Genomic DNA, 19,774 nt, shown 5'->3' with positions numbered 1-19,774 from the left:
GACTCTACCGCCGCCCTCTACCGTCTGCGGTGACCTGGTCGAGTGCGGCGGCCATTGCCGCAAGCTTGCCGACCGTGTTGAGGTTGCGGGCGGTGCCCTGCTGGGCATAGGGAATCCGCAGGCGCGATTCGGCCATGCCGTCGCCATAGTGGACGAAGATCTCGCGGGTACCCAGCGCCAGCTGCTCATCGCGCAGGCCGGTCACCCCGGTCAAGGGATCAGTGGGCAGTGCCTCATCCATGAACAGCGCGACCACGCGATTGCCGGCGGCGTGCGGGAACGGATTGCCGGCGGCAACCGCCGCGATCTCGGCTGCTGAGCGCACCAATACACCCACTGGTTTTCCGGCATAGGCCTGCAGCCGTTGGCCAAGGGCTTTCCGTACGCCCGCTTCGTCAAGTCCGCTGCGGAACACCACGTTGCCGCTGGCGATATAGGTGCGGACGTCGGTGAAGCCGGCGTCTTCGCACATCGCCACCAGTTCAACCATCGGCAGCTTGCCGGTACCTCCGACATTGACTGCTCGCAGCAGTGCGACATGCACGCTCATGGGGAACCTGCCTGCAGGCGGTCATACATCCGCACCAGGTCGACCAGGGTGCGCGCGCCCATCTTGCGCATCACCTGGGCGCGACGCACCTTCACTGTGATCTCGCTGACCCCCAGGTCGCCAGCGATCTGCTTGTTGAGCCGGCCGCGCACCACCCCATCGACCACGTCGCGCTCACCGGCATTGAGTGTGCCCCAGCGCTGCTGCAGGGCGTCCAGCGCCTCGCCTTCGCGGCGCCGCAGGCGGTCGAGTTCGATGCCCTTGTGGATCGCATCGAGCAGCTCCTGGTCGCGGAAGGGTTTGGTCAGGAACTCGATGGCGCCGTCCTTGATGGCATTGACGCCCATCGCGATGTCGCCGTGGCCGGTGATGAACACCACGGGCAGCTGCAGGCCCAGGCTGCCCATGCTGCGCTGGAACTCCAGCCCGCTCTGGCCCGGCATGCGCACGTCCAGCACCAGGCACGCAGGGGCGTCTTCCCGTTCGTGTTCAAGAAAGGCCTGGGTGGATGCGAAGGCACGCACCTGCAAGCCCATCGAGGCCAGCAGGTCTTCCAGCGCCGCGCGTACCGACGGATCGTCGTCGACCACGTAGACGATCGGCGCCGGCTCGGCCGCGGGTGCAGGGGGCTTACGCATGAGGGGTATCCAGGGCGATGGGCAGGTCGAAGATGAAGCAGGCGCCGCCGCCACTCGGGCGCTCTGCATGGATCTGGCCGCCGTTGGCTTCGATCATCGAGCGGCTCAGGCTGAGGCCGAGGCCAAGGCCGTGCGACTTGGTGGTCCAGAACGCATCGAATACACGCTCTGGGTGGTCGGCAGGCAGGCCGACGCCGCGGTCGCGCACGCTGAGGTTGACCCGCTGGCCGTCACGCTGGGTCAGCAGGGACAGGCGTCGGTCGGCGGGTGGCACGGCCTCCATGGCATCGACCGAATTGAGGATGAGGTTGCCGATCACCTGCTGCACCTGCACCCGATCGGCCTGAACTGGAGGCAGATCGGCGTCCAGCAGCAGGGCCACGGTCACGCCGTGCCGGTCCAGTTCGCTTCGCGACAGCGCCAGCATTTCCTCCACGGCCTGGTTCAGGTCGAAGGCGCGTCGTTCCGGTGCCGCGCCCTGGGTCAGGCCACGGATGCGGGCGATCACGTCACCGGCACGGTGCGCATCGGAAAGAATCCGGGCCACGGTCTGCCGTGCCTTTTCGACATTCGGTGGGTCCTGTGCCAGCCAGCGCTGGCAGGCTTCTGCACTGCTGGCGATGGCCGCCAGCGGCTGGTTCACTTCGTGCGCGATGGAGGTGGTCAGTTCGCCCACGGTGGATGCACGCGCGACCCGCAGCAACCGGCCCTGCGCTTCCTGTACGGCGGCCTTGGCCGCCTCCATGTTCAATGCAAGATAAGTGGTGATGCCGATCACCAGCATGCCGATCACCGAATTGACCAGGCCGATGCGGTAGGTGCCGAAGCGGGTGAGGAAGAAGCTCAGCCCGGTCAGCGCAATGCAGGCGATGGCCAGGAAGATCAACCCGCGCGCGCTGAGCACGCGCGACGCCGCAAGGATCACCGCCGCGTAGAAGCACGCCGCAGCAACGGCGTAGTCGGTGACGGTATCGATCAGGAAGATCGCCGCCATCACGACGATCAGGGCCAGCAGCACCAGCGGGCGGCGGGGCGACAGCGATGGCATCGGAACGGCTCCCTGGCGTGGGCGGAAAGGATAGCAAAGCCGGCATTGGGTGGATGCCGACCGGTAGTGCCGGCCGCTGGCCGGCAGCTGCAGGACCTCCCCGGAGATCATGAGGTTGCCGGCCAGCGGCCGGCACTACCGAGCCGCTATTCCTCCAGGCTGGCGTTCCAGAATCCCTGCAGTACGCCGGGGGTGGCGGCCAGCGTCGCCAGCACGGCGTCCAGTTCGCCGGCATCGACCGTGGTGGCATACAACACCGCTTCGATCTCCACGTCGCGCTCGCCGAACGGCCGCTGGTCCACCGCGCGCACCGGGTACTGCGCCTGTTCCAGCAGCAACAACAGCTGGTCCAGTACCTCGGCCTGTTGTTCGCGCTGGCAGACCACGTTGATCGCATACGTCGCCTCACTGAATGCTTCCGGCAGCGGTTGCCGCTGGATGCGGTTCACCACCGGCCGCAGCAGCGTGTTGGCGGCCAGCACGAACACCGCCGCCATCACCGCCTCCGGCAGCAGCTTGATGCCCGCGCAGGCGCCGACCGCCGCCGAGCCCCACAGGGTGGCGGCGGTGTTCAGGCCGGACACCTGCGCGCCGTCCTTCATGATTGCGCCAGCGCCGAGGAAGCCGACGCCGGAGATCACATAGGCCACCACATGCAGCGGTGAGGGCGGGCCGCCATACAGGTCATGGAAGCGCACGGCGAGGTCGACGAAGACGGCAGCGCCCACCGCCACCAGCGTGTTGGTGCGCAGGCCGGCCGTGCGCTGGCGCAGCTGCCGCTCCAGGCCGATGATCGTACCCAGCACGAAGGCCACCGACAGGCTGATCAGCGAACTCAGGGTTGCGCCGGCGTTGAACGCCGGCAGGTTTGGATTGATGTCCATTGTGTTTCTCCCTGGACAAGGCGGCGGGCCGTTACTGCCAGCCGTAACGGCGGATGTAGAAGCGCTTCAGCGCGGTGGTCAGCACCGCATAGCCGAACAGGATCGCCACCAGGAACGGCCAGTAGCCTGCCGGGAGGGCCTGCAGCTTGAAGTAGCCGGCCAGCGGGCTCATCGGCAGGGCCACGCCGATGGCCATGATCAGGCCGGTCATCAGCAGCAGCGGCGGCGCGGCGATGCTCTGCAGGAACGGTACTTTCGGCGTACGGATCATGTGCACGATCAGGGTCTGGGTCAGCAGGCCGACCACGAACCAGCCGGACTGGAACAGGCTCTGGTCGGCGGCGGTACGCGCATCGAACACGTACCACATCAGCGCGAAGCAGGTCAGGTCGAAGATCGAGCTGATCGGCCCGAAGAACACCATGAAGCGGCCGATGTCCGCCGGGTTCCACTTCAACGGTTTGCGCACCAGTTCCTCGTCCACGTTGTCGAACGGAATGGCGATCTGCGAGATGTCGTACAGCAGGTTCTGCACCAGCAGCTGCAGCGGCAGCATCGGCAGGAACGGCAGGAAGGCCGAGGCCACCAGCACCGAGAACACGTTGCCGAAGTTGGAGCTGGCGGTCATGCGGATGTACTTCAGCATGTTGTTGAACGTGCGCCGGCCCTGGATGACACCTTCCTCCAGCACCATCAGGTTCTTTTCCAGCAGGATGATGTCGGCCGCCTCCTTGGCGATGTCCACCGCGCTGTCCACGCTGATGCCGATGTCGGCCGCCCGCAGTGCCGGCGCATCGTTGATGCCATCGCCGAGGAAACCGACCACTTTGCCCTGCGCACGCAGCTCGCGCACCAGGCGCTCCTTGTGCAGCGGCGTCAGGCGAGCAAACACGCGGTGGTGGTGCAACGCCCGCGACAGCGCGCCGTCATCCATGCGCTCGATCTGCGGGCCGGTCAGGATGGTGTCGGCGTCCAGCCCCACCTGGGCGCAGACGCGAGCGGTGACCAGCTCGTTGTCACCGGTGAACACCTTCACCTCCACGCCGTGCGCGGCCAGCGCCTGCAGCGCCTGTGCCGCTGACTCCTTCGGCGGGTCGAGGAAGGCGACGTAACCGACCAGGGTCAGTCCGCACTCGTCGGCCTGCGAATACGTGGTCTGGCTGGCGGCGGTCTCCTTCATGGCCACCGCCACGACACGCAGGCCCTGTTCGTTCAGCTCCTCGGTGGTCTGCCGCACGCGGGCCAGGCGGCGCTCATCCAGCGGCATGTCGTGACCGTTCTCGCGCACCGTGCTGCAGACCGCCAGCATCTCTTCCACTGCACCCTTGCAGATCAGTTCGTGGTGGTCTTCGCGCTCGGAGACCACCACCGACATGCGGCGGCGCTCGAAATCGAACGGAATCTCGTCCACCTTGTGGTAGTCCTGCGACAGCCGCAGCGAGCTCTGCAGCTCAACATGCTCCAGCACCGCGCGGTCGAGCAGGTTGATCAGGCCGGTCTGGAAGTGGCTGTTGAGGTAGGCGAACGTCAGCACGTCTTCCGAGTCGTGGCCGAACACATCGGTATGCCGTTCCAGCGCGATCCTGTCCTGGGTGAGGGTGCCGGTCTTGTCGGTGCACAGTACTTCCATGGCGCCGAAGTTCTGGATGGCATCCAACCGCTTGACGATCACCTTGCGCCGCGACAGCAGCACCGCACCCTTGGCCAGGGTGGAGGTGACGATCATCGGCAGCATCTCCGGGGTCAGGCCCACCGCCACCGACAATGCGAACAGGAAGGCCTCGGTCCAGTCGCCCTTGGTCCAGCCGTTGATCAGCAGCACGAATGGCACCATCACCAGCGCAAAGCGGATCAGCAGCCAGCTGACACTGTTGACGCCCGCCTGGAAAGCGGTCGGCGCACGGTCGGTGGCGGTGCTGCGCTGGGCCAGCGTGCCGAAGTAGGTGCGGTTGCCGGTGGCCAGCACGATGGCCGTGGCCGTGCCGGACACCACATTGGTACCCATGAACAGCAGGTTGTGCTGTTCCAGCAGGCCGGCCAGTCCGTCGCCCGGGTGCGCGAACTTCTCAACCGGCAGCGACTCACCGGTCATCGCCGCCTGCGCCACGAACAGGTCCTTGGCGGTCAGTACGCGGCAATCGGCCGGAATCATGTCGCCCGCCGACAGCACGATATGGTCACCGGGCACCAGCTCGCGGATCGGCAGGTCCAGCAGGCGTGCCGGGCGGCGGCTGTGCAGGTGCGCGCCGAAGTACTGGTCGGCCACATCGGCCGCCTCGGTGCCGGGATTGCGCCGCAGCACGCGCGCGGTGTTGCCGACCAGCGCCTTCAGGCGTTCGGCGGCGCGGTTGGAGCGGCCCTCCTGCACGAAGCGGATCAGCGTGGACAGCAGAACCATTGCACCGATCACGATGGTCGCCTTGATGTCCTCGGTCAGCCAGGACACCGCGGCCAGCACCGTCAGCAGCAGGTTGAACGGATTGCGGTAGCACTGCCACAGGTGGCGCCACCACGACAGCGGCTTTTCGTGATCCACCTCGTTGGGGCCGAGCGTGGCCAGGCGTTCCTCGGCCTCATGGGGACTGAGGCCATCGGCATGCGATTGCAGCGTGACCAGCAGCTGGGTTTCATCCTGCTGGGCGAGGGTGACCAGGCCGGTGGTGAGTGCGAACGGTGCCGCTTCGGCACTGCCCGGGCCGAAGCCGGCCTCGGGCATCGCGCGGCGGCGGAACAGGTTGCCTGCGCGACGGCTGCGCAGGAAGGCGTTGAACCAGGCGTTGAGCAGGCTCATGGGACTATCCTCGAATGTCAGAGCCGGCCGGGGCCGGAACACGAACGGAATGGACGAAGCTGGTCAGGCGTGACGCATCGCCAGCACCGCCGGTGACCACGGCTGCATGTGCAGGCGCTGGCTGCCGCCGATGCACAGTGGCTTCATTGCATCGCGCAGGGGGTAGGGCAGGTGGCGCAGCACCGTGATGCGCTCGCTGATCGGCAGCAGTGACAATGCGTCGGCCACCACGCGGGGGGAGCCGAGCGAAAGCGAACGGGCGAACATCACTGGCCCGTGCTGCAGCAGCTGGCTGCGCAGGGCGCCGACATTGCGCTCGCCGATCAGGCGGCGCAGGGTGATGTAGAGGATCTTGTAGGACATGGGGGCGATCTCCAGGCATGCGGCGCCTGGCGGCCCCCCGTCACTCAGGCAGGCAGGGACCGGCGGGCAGGCGCCAGGGACAGGCAGCAAGCGGGCATCCGGGGCGCGTCGCGCCCGGCAGGGTCGGGGTCCATCTGCGTCTCCATGAAGGAAGGGGCTGGCCAGGATTGCCCTGGCCAGTGGCGCTATTGTCGGCCCCTGAATGGGGCAGTCCTAGAGGCTCGTGGGTTAGCCCGCCTATACCTTGGTATAGCCGGGCATGCGCTGCACCACTCTAGGGTTCAGTGATGGATCAATGCGAAGCGCTGGTCTGCTTGCACACGTCGTACTCGCCGCGGCTCAGCGTCTTGTTGCGGTCGGTATCGCAGGCGTGCAGTCGTTCGGCCCAGTCCGGTGCGACGGCATCCACCTCGGCCAGCGTGACAATGCCGTCCTTGTCCTTGTCCAGCGTTTCGTAGGCAGGGATGAGCTTCACTTCGGTCACGTCCTCGGCGGCCGTTGCCTTGCTGGCCTCCTGGGTCTTGGAGCACGCGCCGAGCAGCAGACCCGCGCAGAGCGCGAGAGCGATGGGGAGGTAGCGGAAACCGGTCATGGCATGCTCCAGAAGTGAGGATGTAGGCCAATGCCGTGCATGGCCACGGCCGGATCATCTGCGCGGGGCTGTAAGCGGGCTGCGAAGAAGCGGGCCGTAGGCCGTTGCCGGTGGGCCACCATTCACCCGGCCGCCGTGATCGACGGCGCAGAGGCGGCTGCGCGGAGATGACTCGGTAGAGTCGACTGTCAGTCGACTATCGCGCGCAGCGCGGGATTCCGGTTTCCTGCCGAGAGCAGTCGACTGACAGTCGACTCTACCTTCGATCGCTGGAATGCCCGTCGGCAAACGCATCCGTGGCCCGTACCAGCGCATCGACCGTGGCCGGCTCGTTTGCGCTGTGCCCGGAGGTCACCATCTCCAGCCGTGCTTCCGGCCAGGCCTTGGCCAGCTCCCAGGCGCTGCGCGGTGGGCAGATGATGTCGTAGCGGCCTTGTACGATCACGCACGGCAGGTGGCGGATACGATCGATGTCGCGCAGCAGCTGGTCCGGCTCCAGGAAGATGCCGTTGCGGAAGTAGTGGGCTTCGATGCGGGCCTTCGCCAGCGTGTCCAGCGGATCATCCGTGGATTCGGCATCCACGTCGTGCTGCAGGGTGGCGGCGTTGTCCTCCCAGCCCAGCCAGGCCTGTGCCGCTTCGATGCGGGTCGCTTCGTCCGCGCCATCCATGCGTGCCCAGTACGCCGCAATCATGTCGCCGCGCTCGGCTTCCGGAATGTAGGCTTCATAACGATCCCAGCGCTCCGGGAAGATCCAGCGCGCACCACCGTTGCCCTCGGCAAACCAGCGGTTCTCGATCTCGCGGCCGAGGAACACGCCACGCACGATCAGGCCGGTAGCACGTTCCGGATGCGCCTGGGCATAGGCCAGCGACAGGGTCGCGCCCCAGGAACCGCCATAGACCAGCCAGCGGTCGATGCCCAGGTGTTCGCGCACCTTCTCGATGTCGGCCACCAGATCCTGCGTGGTGTTGTCGCGCAGCTCGCCGAACGGCGTGGAGCGCCCGCTGCCACGTTGGTCGATCAGCACGATGCGGTAGCGCGCCGGGTCGAAGAAACGGCGGTGGGTCGGTGAAATGCCCGCGCCGGGGCCGCCATGCAGGTACACCACAGGAATGCCCTCCGGCGTGCCGCACTCTTCGATGTGCAGCGTGTGCAGATCGCTCACCGGCAGGGTGAACTCGCGATAGGGCTCGATGGCGGGGTAGAGGGTGCGCATGGCGGGTGTCTCACAAGCAGGGGCGGCCAGCATAGCGCCCCGCGCCGGCCGAGGCGGCGGGAGTCGCTTGCCAGATGCTGGAAATGGGCTTGCCGATGCGCATAAGCTCCGGGGATGCACGCGACCACGACAAGGACGTCCACGTTCAGCATCAACCTCGGCAGTGGCGCCCGCGAGCTGCTGAAGTGGATCGCATTGCTGGCCATGACCGGCGATCACGTGGCCAAAGTGATGTTTGGCGGCTACGTGCCGATGGTGAGCGAACTCGGGCGCATCGCCTTCCCGCTGTTCGCGCTGGTGATGGCCTGCAACCTGGCCCAACCGGGCGCCGACCTTCGCAAGTCGATGCGTCGCCTGGCCCTGTGGGGCGTCATCGCTCAGCCGCTGCATGCCTTGGTCTTTGGCTCCTGGCTGCCGCTCAACATCCTGCTCACGTTCGCCCTGGCGGCCGTGGCGGTGCACGCGCTGGCCAACAACCGGCCCCTGTTGCTGTTGGTGGCGGCGGGTGTACTGCCGATGCTGGTGGACTACCAGTGGGCCGGCGTCGGCAGTGTCCTGCTGGCCTGGATCGCGTTCCTTCATCGCGCGTGGTGGCCGCTGCTGATTGCCTTGGCGGCGGTGTGCTGGGCCAATCAGAACGGCTGGGCGCTGGTGTCCATTCCGGTGGTGCTGCTGGCGGCGCGGGTGCAATGGCAACTGCCGCGCTGGCGCTGGATGTTTTACGGGTACTACGTGGGACATCTGCTTGTGTTGGCGGTGGTGGCGCGCGTGCTTTCGTGATCAGTGCATGCGTGGTCGTGCCTTGTGCGGGTAGATCCACGCCGGGCGTGGATGCGTTTGGGGGATCACCCTGGAACCGGCCAGGCATGGCCTGGCTTTACAGTTCCCGGTAGATCCACGCCATGCGTGGATCCCGTTGACAATTTTTCGTCCGGCTCAGAAATCCATCGTGGCCGACACCAGCACCGTCCGTGGCGCGCCCAATGCCAGGCTCGACAACAGCGGCATGCCCCAATACGCCTTGTTGGTCACGTTGTTCACCGTGGCACGCAGCGCAAGCGGCCGCCCCGCGAGTGCGGTGTTGTAGCGCGCACCCACATCAAACAACGTGCGCCCCGGAACTGACAGCTGGTTGTCGGCACTGATGTACTGTCTGGACATCGCAGTGGCATTGCCAGTCAACGCAAACCCCTGCAACGCCGGCACATCCCATTCCACGCCCAGCTTGGCCTGACGCTGCGCAACAGCGGTGGCGATGCGGCCTTCATTCACGCCACCCGACGTACGGGTCAGCTTCGGCTGTACGTAGGCCACGCCGCCGAGCAGGCGCACTCCGTCCAGCGGCGACCCGAAGAAGCCCCATTCCACGCCGCGGTTACGCTGCTCACCGCCGAACGAGAAGATGTTCGTGACCGGGTCGGTATAGCTGCTTGGCCGCTTGATCTCGTACACGCTGAAGGTGTGCGCGAAGCTGCCCATGTCCAGCTTCATGCCCAGCTCCTTCTGCTTGGTGCGGAACGGCGCGAACACATCGCCGGCGTTGGCGGCGGTCATCGGCGCGGTGGCGCCCTGGCTGAGGCCTTCGATGTAGTTGGTGTAGAGGGAGACCTTGTCGGTGGCCTTCACCAGCAAGGCTGCCGCCGGGGTGGTGGCGCTCTCGTCATACCGGGAAGTACGTGCGCCCGTGGCCACGTTGAAGGTCTCGCTGACTACCTGCTGGCGGCGCACGCCCAGCGTCAGCTGCACGCGGTCATCGGCGAAGGAAAGGGTATCGGCGAAGCCGAGGCTGTCCAGCCGCAGTTCGGTGTGCGAGATATGCGGCGCGATGAACGGCGCGGCCGGGCCCCACACCGGGTTGTACAGGTTGGTGGTCCAGTCCCAGCCGGGCACGCTGCGGCGGCCGTAGTCGTTCTGGGTGTGCTGGTAGTGGGTCACGTTGGCGGCCCACTGGTGGCCGACGCTGCCGGTACGGAAGCTGCCGCGCAGGCCGGCGTCACCGGATTGCTTCTTGATGTCGAACGCGAGCTGGCCGATCACGGTGCTGAAGTCGCCGGCCGGGTTGAGGATCTGCGCGCTGATCGAGCCGTTGTAGCGGTAGTCGGTCTTGCTGGTGCCATAGGCCAGGTAGGCCATCAGGCTGTCATTGATGTCGAACTCGCCGCGCAGCATCGCGCCCTTGTCCTGGCTGTCCACGTAGGCCCAGTCCGGGTTGATCAGGGTGTCGCCTCGCGGCGGGCGGGGAATGGCGACGCCCGGTGCCAGGCCGACACCACGGGCCGGGCCGTCCACGCGATCGTCGGCACTGTAGAGATCGGCCGACAGGCGGGTGCGATCACCACGCCAGTCCAAGGCCAGCGAACCCAGCTGAACCTTCTTGCTCTGCTTGCCGACGGCGCCGTCGCCATCGCGCCAGGCGCCGTTGAAGCGGATGCCGAACTGCTTGTCTGCGCCGAGGCGACGGCCCATGTCCACGTGGGCGCCGAACTGCGCATCGGAGGCGAAGTTGGCGCTGACCCGCAGCAGCGGCTGCTCGCCAGCGCGCTTCGGCACCAGGTTCACCGCACCGCCCACCGAGCCGCCAGGTGGCATGCCATTGAGCAGTGCGGACGGCCCCTTCAGCACTTCGATGCGCTCGAACATTTCCGGCGAGGTGCGGTAGTAGGGCGCCATGCCGCTGAGGCCGTTGAAGGTGGTGTCGCTGGTGTTGGAGGCAAAGCCACGGATGGCATAGTTCTCGCTCCACGCGCCGGTGACGCCGTTGCTGAACACCGTCGGGTCGGTGGCGGCGATGACGTCGGTGAGGTCCTTGGCCTGGCGATCACGGATGAAGGACTCGGTGTAGCTGACCGTGCTGAACGGCGTGTCCATGAAGTCCTTGTCGCCCAGCAGGCCGACACGACCGCCGCCAGCCACCTGTCCACCGGCATAGTCGGCGGTGGCCCGTCGCTGTTCCTGCACCTGCACCGAGGGCAGGGTGGACGGCGCCGACTCGGCCAGCGCGGCGAATGAGGCCAGCAGGCCCAGCGCGAGGGTCGACATCCGGTAGCACCGGGCCATGCCCGGCGGATGCATCAGAACGTGGGTTGCGTCAGCAGCTGCGCGCTGAAGCGGAGAGGGAAGGTGGTACACGGTCATGCCAGATTCCTGTGTATCGCAGGTGCGAACGCGCCTGGCGCGTTGCCGACGGCAAGCACGGGGAAGGGCGCAGCGCAGGGTTGTCGGCTGGGTGGGGACCTGGCGGGAAGTGAGCCACGGGCTCGATTCCGGATGGCGGCGGGGGTGCGAACCAGACGCATTCCGAATTAGTTGAGTAAAATAAACTAAATCATATGAAGCGGACAAGAGGGTCCTTTTACTGGCACCCTCGCTAGGGTATGAGCATGCAACCCGAGATCCCGGCGCCGGCCCGTGGCCGCCCGCCCACCATCACTCCCGAGCGCCTGGCCGACATCGGCATCACGCTGGGGCTGCCGAACCTGACCATGGCCAACGTGGCCGCCGAGCTGGCGGTGACCCAGGCGGCGCTCTACAAGCGTGTGGCCAATCTGGAGGCCTTGAAGCGGCTGGTGGCTGATGCGGTGTTCCAGCGCTGGCAGATTCCGCGCGCGTCGGTCGATGCGCCGGGTGGGCTGCAGGGCTATCTGATGGTCTTCGTGGAATCGCTGTGCGAGGTGGTGAAGGCGCACCCTGGATTGCCGCCCTACCTGTTGCGACACTCGGTGGCGACCGCGCCGATGCTCGAGAAGATCGCCTCGCACCAGGCCCATGTGGCCGAAGTGTTCGGCCTGCCGCCGGAAAAGGCGCGCTGGGTGCTGGCCACGATTGCGTTCTACTGCATTGCCGGTGCGGACACCGTCTACGGGATTGCGGACGACGAAGAGGGCCAGGTGATCACCGAGTTCAAGCAGGGCATGCGTGCACTGGTGATCGGTTCGCTGGAGGTGCTGGGACTTCGGTAGATTCACGCCCTGCGTGGATGCCGTTGCTCGGTTCGCGACGGCCCCACCCACGCATGGCGTGGATCTACAATGCGGCCATGCCTGCCACGCCCACCCTCGATGATCTGCGCCGCCACGCGGTGGCGCGCACGCTGTTCAAACCCACCACGCTGTTGACCGCGATCCGGCGCCTGGGCTTCGTGCAGGCCGACCCGATCCGCGCACCGGCAAGGGCACAGGACCTGACGCTGCGCCACCGCGTGAAGGACTACCGGGCCGGTGATCTGGAGCGGCGCTATGCGCGCCTGCCGGTGGAAGAGGATTGCCTGGTGAACTACGGCTTCCTGCCGCGCGAGCACCTGGCGTTGATGCACCCGCGTGTTTCCAGGCGCGCGTGGGATGCCGAAACCCAGCGCCGGGCCGCGGACGTGCTGGCCTTCGTGCGCGAGCGCGGCAGTGTGCATCCGCGCGAGGTCGATCAGGCATTCGCGCATGGTCGGGTGACCAACTACTGGGGTGGCACCAGCAATGCCAGCACGCATCTGCTTGATGGCATGCACTACCGTGGCCTGCTGCGGGTGCAGCGGCGCGACAGTGGCACCCGCATCTACGCGGTGGCCGACCATGTCGAAGCGGATGCCGACGAGCAGGCGCAGATCGAACGCGCGGCCGCCCTGATCGACCTGGTGATGCGCAAGTACGCGCCGCTGCCCTCGGCCAGCCTGACCTATCTGGTGCGGCTGCTGGGCTACGGTGCACCGCATCTGGCCGAACAGACCCGGGAGGCGCTGAAGCTGGCCAGGCAACAGCTGGCCAGCTGCACACTGGATGGGACGACCTGGTACTGGCCGGCCGACGAGAACCCGCGCTCGCGTCGGCACGCACCAGACGAGCAGGTGCGACTGCTGGCACCGTTCGACCCGGTGGTGTGGGACCGTCGCCGCTTCGAACTGCTATGGGGCTGGGTCTACAAGTTCGAGGCCTACACGCCTGCGCCGAAGCGCCAGTACGGCTACTACGCGTTGCCAGTGCTATGGCACGACCAGGTGGTGGGCTGGGCCAATCTCAGTGTGCGCGACGGTGAACTGGCGTCCAGCGTGGGCTATGCCGGCAAGTCACTGGCCCGCGACAAGGTGTTTCGTGGTGCGCTTGAAGACGAACTGCAGCGCATGGCCGCTTTTCTGTAGAGCCGAGCCATGCTCGGCTGTTTTTCGCGCAGGCCAGCAAATCGAAGCAACGTTCATCGCGCCCGGTAGCTGCCAACCTGGGTTGGCGCCGTGATGCATCGGTGCCCACCCGGGTAGGCATCTACCGGTTCCACCGCCCATGCGCCACCATCGCCAGCATCACCACGCCAGCGGCCACGCTGGTGTGCCCGGACAGCGCAGCCAGGCCGGTGCCTACGCCCAATCCGCGCATCGCGAACACGGTGCTGAACACCAGCAGCGCCCATCCGACCGCGCGCAGCTGCTGCGTCGTGGTAACGCTCAACAGGCGATGCAGCACGTCCCGTTGATGGCGTTCCATTGCCAGTGCCAGGCAGGCGAACGCGGCCAGAGACAACACGAACAGAATGACGTGGATCATGCGCTGGCCTCCGCTACGGCATCGCGCGATGCTGCAGGCGGCCGTGCGCGCTTCAACTTCGGCGCATGCTTCCAGGTGCGCCAGGCCAGCAGCGCGTGCAGGGCGGCCAGGGCCAGCAGGGTCAGGTCGGTGCCGGCGAACGCCCAGTCGCCCGTGGCCAATGTGTGCCACAGCGGATGCGGCGTAGTCATCGCCGTCAGTACCGGCAACAAGGCCAGCAGCAGCGCACCCAGCATGAACTGCTCGACCCACGCACGCTTCGGCGCACGCAACGTGGCATGGACGAGCATTGCGGCCCAGGCCAGGAAGAAGACGTGCACCTCCCACGCGGCACGCCCATCAAGTTCGGTGGGCAGCAGGCGGTTGGCCCACAGATAGGCGGCCATCGCCACCGACAGCCCAGCCACCGTGACGATGTTGAGCCGCTCGACCAGGCGGAAGCCGAAGTGGGGGCACTGCGGGTCGGGCAGCTGTGTACGGCGCTTGACCGTCCACAGCACCAGCCCGGTGCCGACCATGGCGGTGCCGGCCAGGCTGACGATGAAGTACAGCCAGCGCAGGGCGGCGTCGGCAAAGCGGCCCAGATGCAGGCCATACAGCACGCCCTGGGTATCGGCGGCAACGCCCGAGTGCTCCTTGATCTGCAGCAGCTGCCCGTTGCTGCCATCGAACATCAGATAGTTCGGCGTGGTGGAAACACGGCTGGACTGTGCCCGTACCACGGCCACGCGCGCATTCTCGTCGCCCGGATTCTGCACCTGCACGCTGCCCACTGCACCGGTTCCCCAGCGTTGCTCGGCCTGCCGCACCAGTGCGCCCATATCGGTGAGCGGCGCAACGTGGCCTGCCGCCTTCTGCGGTGGCAGGAACAGCCGCATCTCGCTGACCACCTCGGCCTGCTGGTGCTTGTCCGGCAGTTTCGCCAGGCCCCACGGCATGTACAGTACCGCCAGCATCACCAGGCCGCTCCAGGTGATCATGAAATGGAACGGCAGGCCGAGTACCGACACCGCCGCATGGCCATCCAGCCACGAGCGTTGGCCCTTGCCCCAGCGGAAGGTGAAGAAGTCGGCGAAGATCTTCTTGTGGGTGATCACGCCGCTGACGATGGCGACCAGCATGAACATCGCGCACAGGCCGACAATCCAGCGGCCCCACGTCGCGGGCATGTAGTGCAGGTTGAAGTGGAAGGCATAGAAGAAATCGCCGCCGCCTGTGTCGCGTGCCTGCAACGGTGCACCGGTGCTGGCATCGAACAGGCCCGAATCGAAGCCGTGCCGGCCGCGTCCACCCGGGCTGGCCCACATTGCCGACACCCACGGCATGCGCGTGCCTGGCAGGTTGAGATTGATCTGGCTGGCCGCAGGCGTGTCGGCCATGATCGTGGTGACGGTACGCTGCGCGACGGCCGCAGCGTCCGGCTGCATGGCTGGCGTGGCGATCTCGGGGCGGGTGTAGCGCGAAAGCTCATCGCGGAAGTAGCTGGCGGTGCCGGTGAGGAACATCGCGTACAGGATCCAACCGGCCAGCAGCCCGACCCAGATATGCAGGTCGGACATGGTCTGGCGGATGCCGCGCGGCTTGGGATGACGCTGGGGCTTGCTCATGCACCAGCTCCCGGGCCGACTGCCTGTGCGGCCAGCCACAGCGGAAGTGCGGCGATGATCAGCCCCAGCCACGCGCGCCACGCCGAGCGCACCGCGAACACCCAGACCACGGCGCCGGCATACAACAGGAAACTGGCCAGCATGCCGGTGAAAATCGCCTGGCGGCCATCGATGGGCAACGCCAGTGCCGCGATGCTGCACAGTGCGGCCAGCACATAGCCGCCGAACAACGCGGCGATGATGCGTGAGGCCAGGGGCAGCCACGCCAGCATGGAAGTGGTACGGGAAACGGTCAAAGCACTTCTCCAGGGCGCCACGCGCAATGACGTGGCGCCCCTGAAACGAGGATCAGAAATCGACGGTGGCCGACAGCAGGGCGGTGCGTGGCGTACCCAACCCCGAACCGAGGCTGCCCGCCCAGTACGCCTTGTTGGTCAGGTTCTGCACGGTGGCGCGCAGCACCAGCGGATGGCCAGCCGCCTGCGTCGCATAGCGGGCACCGAGGTCGAACACGGTGCGGCCCGCCACCCACTGGCTGTTGTCAGCATTGATGTAGCCCTTGGACAGGCTGACCGCGTTGCCGGTGAGGGTGAGGCCGGCAACAGTCGGCACGTCCCATTCGACGCCCAGCTTGCCCTGCCACTGCGGTGTGGCCGTCGCCAGTCGGCCTTCGTTGATACCGCCCTGCGTACGGGTCAGCTTCGGTTGCAGCCAGCCGATGCCGCCCAGCACGCGCAGCTGCTCGGTGGCCTGGCCGAACACGGTCCATTCCACGCCTCGGTTGCGCTGCTGGCCGCCGAACGAGAACACGTTGGTGGCCGGGTCGGTGTAGGCGCCGGGCTTCTCGATTTCGTACACGCTCAGCGCGCTGGCCAGGCGACCGAAGTCGAACTTCGCACCCACCTCGCGCTGGCGGGTCTTGAATGGTGGGAAGACTTCGCCGGCGTTGGCGGCGGTGACCGGGGCGGTGCTGCCCTGGCTCAGGCCTTCGATGTAGTTGGCGTACAGCGACAGGCGGTCGCTGGCCTTGAGCAGCAGTGCGCCGGCGGGGGTATTGGCGCTGGCGTCGTAGCGTGCGGTGCGCCTGCCGGTGCCGCCATCGAAGGTATCACTGAGCACGGTCTGGTGGCGGATGCCCAGGGTCAGCTGGACGCGGTCGTCGATGAAGGACAACGTGTCGGCGATACCGAAGCTGGTGGTGCGCACTTCCGCGGTCTTCGGCAGCGACGCATCGCTGAAGCTGCGATCGATGGCCGGCCCCCACTGTGGGTCGTACAGGTTGGTCACCCAGTCGCGGGCCAGCAGATTGCGCTTGAAGCCGAATTTCTGGTCGTGCTGGTACCAGGCTGCGCTGATGGCCAGCGCGTGATCGACCGCGCCGGTGCGGAAACGCGCCGACATTCCGGCTTCGGCGGTGTCCTTGCTGTAGATGAAGCGCTGGTGGGCGAAGTTGTTGCGGAAATCGCCGGCGGTGTTGGTGATCAGGGTGGTGGCGCTGGCGATGGAATCGAAATCGGTACGGCCGTGGCCGTAGCTCGCATGCGCTTGCAGGTGGTCATTGATGTCGAACGACCAGCGCAGCGCGGCGGCCTGGTCCTTGACGTTGCTGAAGGTCCAGTCGGGTGCGAACAGGGTGCTGGCCTTCGGAGGGCGAGGCACGGCCAGGCCGGCGGCCAGCGAAACGCCGCGATTGAGGCCATCCACATGGTCGCGACTGCTGAACAGGTCCATCGAGACCTGCGAACGTTCACCGCGCCAGTCCAGGCCGAGCGAGGCCAGCTGCGCCCTGTGCTGCTGGTGATCGGTGGCGGTGTCGCCGTCGCGATGCACCGCATTGAGTCGCACGCCGAACTGCTTGTCCGCGCCGAATCGGCGGCCGACATCCAGATGACCGCCCAGCTGCGCCTCGCTGCCGTAGCTGGCGGTGAAGCGGGTCAACGGCGTATCACCTGCGCGCTTGGGTACCAGGTTCACGGCGCCGCCCACCGAGCCGCCCGGCGGCATGCCATTGAGCAACGCGGAAGGGCCCTTCAACACCTCGATGCGCTCGGCCAGTTCAGGGGTGACGCGGTAGTAGGGAATCAACCCGTACAGGCCCCCAAAGCCGATGTCCGAGGACGCCACGCTGAAGCCACGGATGTTGAAATAGTCGGTGATGCCGCCGCTGGAGCCGCCGGTGTAGACGCTGGGATCGGTCAGTGCAATCACCCGTATCAGGTCCGGCGCCTGGATGTTCTCGATGAACCCGGCGGTGTAGCTGGCGGTGTTGAACGGGGTGTCCATGAAATCGAGTTCGCCGAGCAGGCCGACCCGGCTGCCACGGGCGACCTGGCCACCGGCGTAGGCATCGGTGGGCGTGGTCTTGTCGGCGTGCACGTTGACCGTGGGCAGCTGGCGGGCACCCTCGGGCGCGTCATCAGCGTGGGCGGCGATTGCGGTCAACAGGGCGGGCAGCAATGCCGCGCGCGCGGCCAGGGACAGCGCGGTGCGCCGTGGAAAGGTCAGGGTTCGGGCGGGGWGGGACATGGCAGTTCTCGTGTGGTGGGTCGTGCGATCGGCCAGCACGGCGCCGTCGGTGACCTGCCTGGGCAGGACGACGCGGGCTGTTGAATGGCTGGCAGAGGGCACGGCACTGCTGTCGGGGCAATGCTGCACGCGAGGTGCTTGGGCGATCTGTGGCTGGATGGAACGAAGCGCAGGGCGCGGGGGCTGCGGGGTGGTTCAGATATCGTCGAGGCGGTCGTCGTGGGTGTGCAGGCCACCGACCAGGGGGCTGCGAATACGAATTAGTTACATCATAGTAAACTAAATTGATCGGGCCGCAACCCGGACCTGCCGGAATGAGATCTGGATGCGTTGACCAGCGCGCCCTTGCACACCACCATGACTGCCCTTGCCAGCATCCCGTGCAGGAACCGCAACCGCATGGCCGCACCGAAGAAGACTGCCGCACGCGGCCGTCCGCCCACCATCACCCGCGAACGCATTGCCGACGCCGGCATTGCGATGACCCTCCCGGGGCTGAGCTTCGTGGGGGTGGCGGCGGCGCTCGGCGTCAGTCACATCGCGTTGTACAAGCATGTCGACAACCTGGCAGCACTGCGCGAGCTCGTGGCCGAGGCGATCTTCGAGCGTTGGCAGGCACCGCCGCTGGAGGCCACGGAGCGACACAGCGTCGAAGAAGACCTGCGCGAATTCCAGCGTTCACTGCGGACGCTGGTGGACACGAACCCCGGGCTGGCGCCGTTCCTGGTCAGCCACGGCGCCAAGACGCCGGAGATGCTGGCACGCATCCAGCACCACCATGCCCAGTTCAGCCGCGTGCATGGCCTGCCGCTGGAGCAGGCGGCATGGCTGCTGTCGACCGTGGCCTATCATGCCGTGGCGTTGGCCGACACCGTGTACTCGCGGCATGCCGTGGCGGACACCTCGCGGCGACCACTGGATTGGAAGGCACAGCAGGCCGAGTTCGACCGCAGCATGGACGCGTTGATCATCGGTGCATTGGCAATGTGCGGGCGCTCCGCCGCGTAGTCGCCAACCTTGGTTGGCGCGGTGATGTGCCGGTGCCCACCAAGGTGGGAATCTACCGGTCAAGCGGCATCCTTGCGCTCTGCATCCTCCATGCCGGGGCTGACGCGGCGGCCGATGTCCTTCAATCGCGCCAGCTGATCCACCATTGACGGTGCATCATCCAGGCTGCCGACGAAGGTCCACAGGTAGGTCATCACCGCATACACATGGCCCGGGGTAACTCCGTCGGTGGTGGCGAGGCGGCCGATGGTGAGCGCGAACAGCACCGCTGCCGCCGCGCCAACGACCACGAAGGCACCCGCTTCGCGGTCGGAGAGCAGGATGCGCAGCCGCGACAGCGTGGTGTAGTGGCGACGCAGTACCGAAGGACTGACCCGGTCCACCAGGCGGATCTCATGCTCCAGCCGGTTGTTCAGGCGCCCATGCAGCTGCTCGTTGCGGCGTGCGAACGACGGCAGCAGCAACAATGCACCCAGCAGCGCGACCAGGCTTGCGGCGCCGACCAGCGGCTCGATCGCCAGCAGCATCCCCGCTGCACCGAACATCGACACCAATGCCGTGGCGATGATCGGCACGTGCTTCTCGAAGAAGTCGACGAATTCACGGGCCAGCACAACACGCGCGGCCGAGGTGGACGTAGCCTGGCCCAGCCTGCGCTGCGCCTGCACCACGTTCACCGCCAGATCGGCATAGATGCGGGTGAAGGTACGGGTGTCGACCGCACGGCGGGCGGCCCCGACCAGCCAGAACAGCAGCACCACGCCGGCGTACGAAATGGCGTGGCCGATGTTGCCACGGATGATCGCGTCCACCGCGAAGCCGGCGAACAGTGGATAGGCCAGCAACAGCGCATTTTCCAGCGCCACCAGCGAGAAGGTGCCGGTGAGCTGCCAGGGATAGGTGCGCAGGATGGCTTTCAGGGTGGCAGCCGCATTCTGCTGGCCGATGCTGCCAGCGGCGGCTGCCGGATCGTGGGGGTGTTTCATGGGGGTGCCTGGATGGGAAGGGGGTAGGGTCGACTGT

The 19,774-nt window shown here is 66.7% G+C and carries 18 protein-coding genes; 4 read left to right on the top strand and 14 right to left on the bottom strand.

Features of this window, described 5'->3' with window-relative positions:
• Positions 1 to 4 precede the first annotated feature (4 nt).
• From D7T59_RS01005 to pip, 8 genes are all read right to left on the bottom strand, one after another.
• Positions 5 to 550 (bottom strand): DUF1697 domain-containing protein, encoded by a 546-nt coding sequence (locus tag D7T59_RS01005; RefSeq protein ID WP_164137597.1) that lies wholly within the window; start codon positions 548 to 550, stop codon positions 5 to 7.
• Positions 547 to 1,188 (bottom strand): response regulator transcription factor, encoded by a 642-nt coding sequence (locus D7T59_RS01000; RefSeq protein ID WP_164137598.1) that lies wholly within the window; start codon positions 1,186 to 1,188, stop codon positions 547 to 549. The genes D7T59_RS01005 and D7T59_RS01000 overlap by 4 nt, the downstream gene beginning before the upstream one ends.
• Positions 1,181 to 2,236 (bottom strand): sensor histidine kinase, encoded by a 1,056-nt coding sequence (locus tag D7T59_RS00995; protein ID WP_180853501.1) that lies wholly within the window; start codon positions 2,234 to 2,236, stop codon positions 1,181 to 1,183. Before D7T59_RS00995 ends, D7T59_RS01000 begins: the two co-directional genes overlap by 8 nt.
• Positions 2,237 to 2,382: 146 nt before the next feature.
• Complete coding sequence (locus D7T59_RS00990) at positions 2,383 to 3,120, bottom strand: MgtC/SapB family protein (protein WP_164137600.1); 738 nt, start codon at positions 3,118 to 3,120, stop codon at positions 2,383 to 2,385.
• Positions 3,121 to 3,151: 31 nt separating this feature from the next.
• Positions 3,152 to 5,911 (bottom strand): magnesium-translocating P-type ATPase, encoded by a 2,760-nt coding sequence (gene mgtA / locus D7T59_RS00985; RefSeq protein WP_180850880.1) that lies wholly within the window; start codon positions 5,909 to 5,911, stop codon positions 3,152 to 3,154.
• Positions 5,912 to 5,974: 63 nt separating this feature from the next.
• On the bottom strand, positions 5,975 to 6,274 hold the full coding sequence (locus tag D7T59_RS00980; protein WP_164137602.1) for a hypothetical protein: 300 nt from the start codon (positions 6,272 to 6,274) through the stop codon (positions 5,975 to 5,977).
• 292 nt (positions 6,275 to 6,566) lie between these two features.
• Positions 6,567 to 6,866 carry an EF-hand domain-containing protein gene (locus D7T59_RS00975; protein ID WP_164137603.1) on the bottom strand — a complete coding sequence of 100 codons (300 nt, stop codon included), beginning with the start codon at positions 6,864 to 6,866 and terminating at the stop codon, positions 6,567 to 6,569.
• 256 nt (positions 6,867 to 7,122) lie between these two features.
• Complete coding sequence (gene pip / locus D7T59_RS00970) at positions 7,123 to 8,085, bottom strand: prolyl aminopeptidase (protein WP_180850879.1); 963 nt, start codon at positions 8,083 to 8,085, stop codon at positions 7,123 to 7,125.
• Positions 8,086 to 8,199: 114 nt separating this feature from the next.
• Between pip and D7T59_RS00965 the strand changes: the two genes are divergently transcribed.
• Positions 8,200 to 8,865: a TraX family protein gene (locus D7T59_RS00965; protein ID WP_180850878.1), complete on the top strand. Its 666-nt coding sequence runs from the start codon at positions 8,200 to 8,202 to the stop codon at positions 8,863 to 8,865.
• A 156-nt stretch (positions 8,866 to 9,021) separates the two neighbouring features.
• On the opposite strand, the gene D7T59_RS00960 is transcribed toward D7T59_RS00965, so the two are convergent.
• Positions 9,022 to 11,220 (bottom strand): TonB-dependent receptor, encoded by a 2,199-nt coding sequence (locus D7T59_RS00960; RefSeq protein ID WP_180850877.1) that lies wholly within the window; start codon positions 11,218 to 11,220, stop codon positions 9,022 to 9,024.
• A 239-nt stretch (positions 11,221 to 11,459) separates the two neighbouring features.
• Here D7T59_RS00960 and D7T59_RS00955 point away from each other — a divergent pair, with 239 nt between their 5' ends.
• Together D7T59_RS00955 and D7T59_RS00950 are read left to right on the top strand one after the other, a co-directional pair.
• Entirely contained in the window at positions 11,460 to 12,044 is a 585-nt protein-coding gene (locus tag D7T59_RS00955; RefSeq protein ID WP_180850876.1) for a TetR/AcrR family transcriptional regulator, read from the top strand.
• Between the two features lie 53 nt (positions 12,045 to 12,097).
• A complete protein-coding gene (locus D7T59_RS00950) occupies positions 12,098 to 13,210 on the top strand; it encodes a DNA glycosylase AlkZ-like family protein (protein WP_258012891.1) in 1,113 nt (370 codons plus the stop codon).
• Positions 13,211 to 13,331: 121 nt separating this feature from the next.
• Here the strand turns inward: D7T59_RS00950 and D7T59_RS00945 are convergent, their stop codons facing one another.
• The 4 genes from D7T59_RS00945 to D7T59_RS00930 are packed head-to-tail and all read right to left on the bottom strand — an operon-like array spanning position 13,332 to position 17,743.
• Positions 13,332 to 13,610, bottom strand: coding sequence for a DUF3325 domain-containing protein (locus D7T59_RS00945; protein ID WP_180850874.1), 279 nt, complete (start codon positions 13,608 to 13,610; stop codon positions 13,332 to 13,334).
• Positions 13,607 to 15,217, bottom strand: a complete 1,611-nt coding sequence (locus D7T59_RS00940) for a PepSY-associated TM helix domain-containing protein (protein ID WP_180850873.1) — start codon at positions 15,215 to 15,217, stop codon at positions 13,607 to 13,609. Before D7T59_RS00940 ends, D7T59_RS00945 begins: the two co-directional genes overlap by 4 nt.
• A complete protein-coding gene (locus D7T59_RS00935; RefSeq protein ID WP_180850872.1) occupies positions 15,214 to 15,513 on the bottom strand; it encodes a DUF3649 domain-containing protein in 300 nt (99 codons plus the stop codon). Before D7T59_RS00935 ends, D7T59_RS00940 begins: the two co-directional genes overlap by 4 nt.
• A gap of 52 nt (positions 15,514 to 15,565) precedes the next feature.
• Positions 15,566 to 17,743 (bottom strand): TonB-dependent receptor, encoded by a 2,178-nt coding sequence (locus D7T59_RS00930; RefSeq protein WP_180850871.1) that lies wholly within the window; start codon positions 17,741 to 17,743, stop codon positions 15,566 to 15,568.
• 399 nt (positions 17,744 to 18,142) lie between these two features.
• On the opposite strand from D7T59_RS00930, the gene D7T59_RS00925 reads away from it, so the two are divergent.
• Positions 18,143 to 18,751 (top strand): TetR/AcrR family transcriptional regulator, encoded by a 609-nt coding sequence (locus tag D7T59_RS00925; RefSeq protein ID WP_180850888.1) that lies wholly within the window; start codon positions 18,143 to 18,145, stop codon positions 18,749 to 18,751.
• A gap of 59 nt (positions 18,752 to 18,810) precedes the next feature.
• On the opposite strand, the gene D7T59_RS00920 is transcribed toward D7T59_RS00925, so the two are convergent.
• Positions 18,811 to 19,737: an ABC transporter six-transmembrane domain-containing protein gene (locus tag D7T59_RS00920; protein WP_164137613.1), complete on the bottom strand. Its 927-nt coding sequence runs from the start codon at positions 19,735 to 19,737 to the stop codon at positions 18,811 to 18,813.
• Between the last annotated feature and the right edge of the window lie 37 nt (positions 19,738 to 19,774).

This window comes from Stenotrophomonas maltophilia (assembly GCF_013464915.1).
In the GTDB taxonomy this organism is placed as follows: domain Bacteria; phylum Pseudomonadota; class Gammaproteobacteria; order Xanthomonadales; family Xanthomonadaceae; genus Stenotrophomonas; species Stenotrophomonas maltophilia_AT.
The sequence above is the reverse complement of the archived record's forward strand: the minus strand, read 5'-3'. Positions and strand labels throughout refer to the sequence as shown.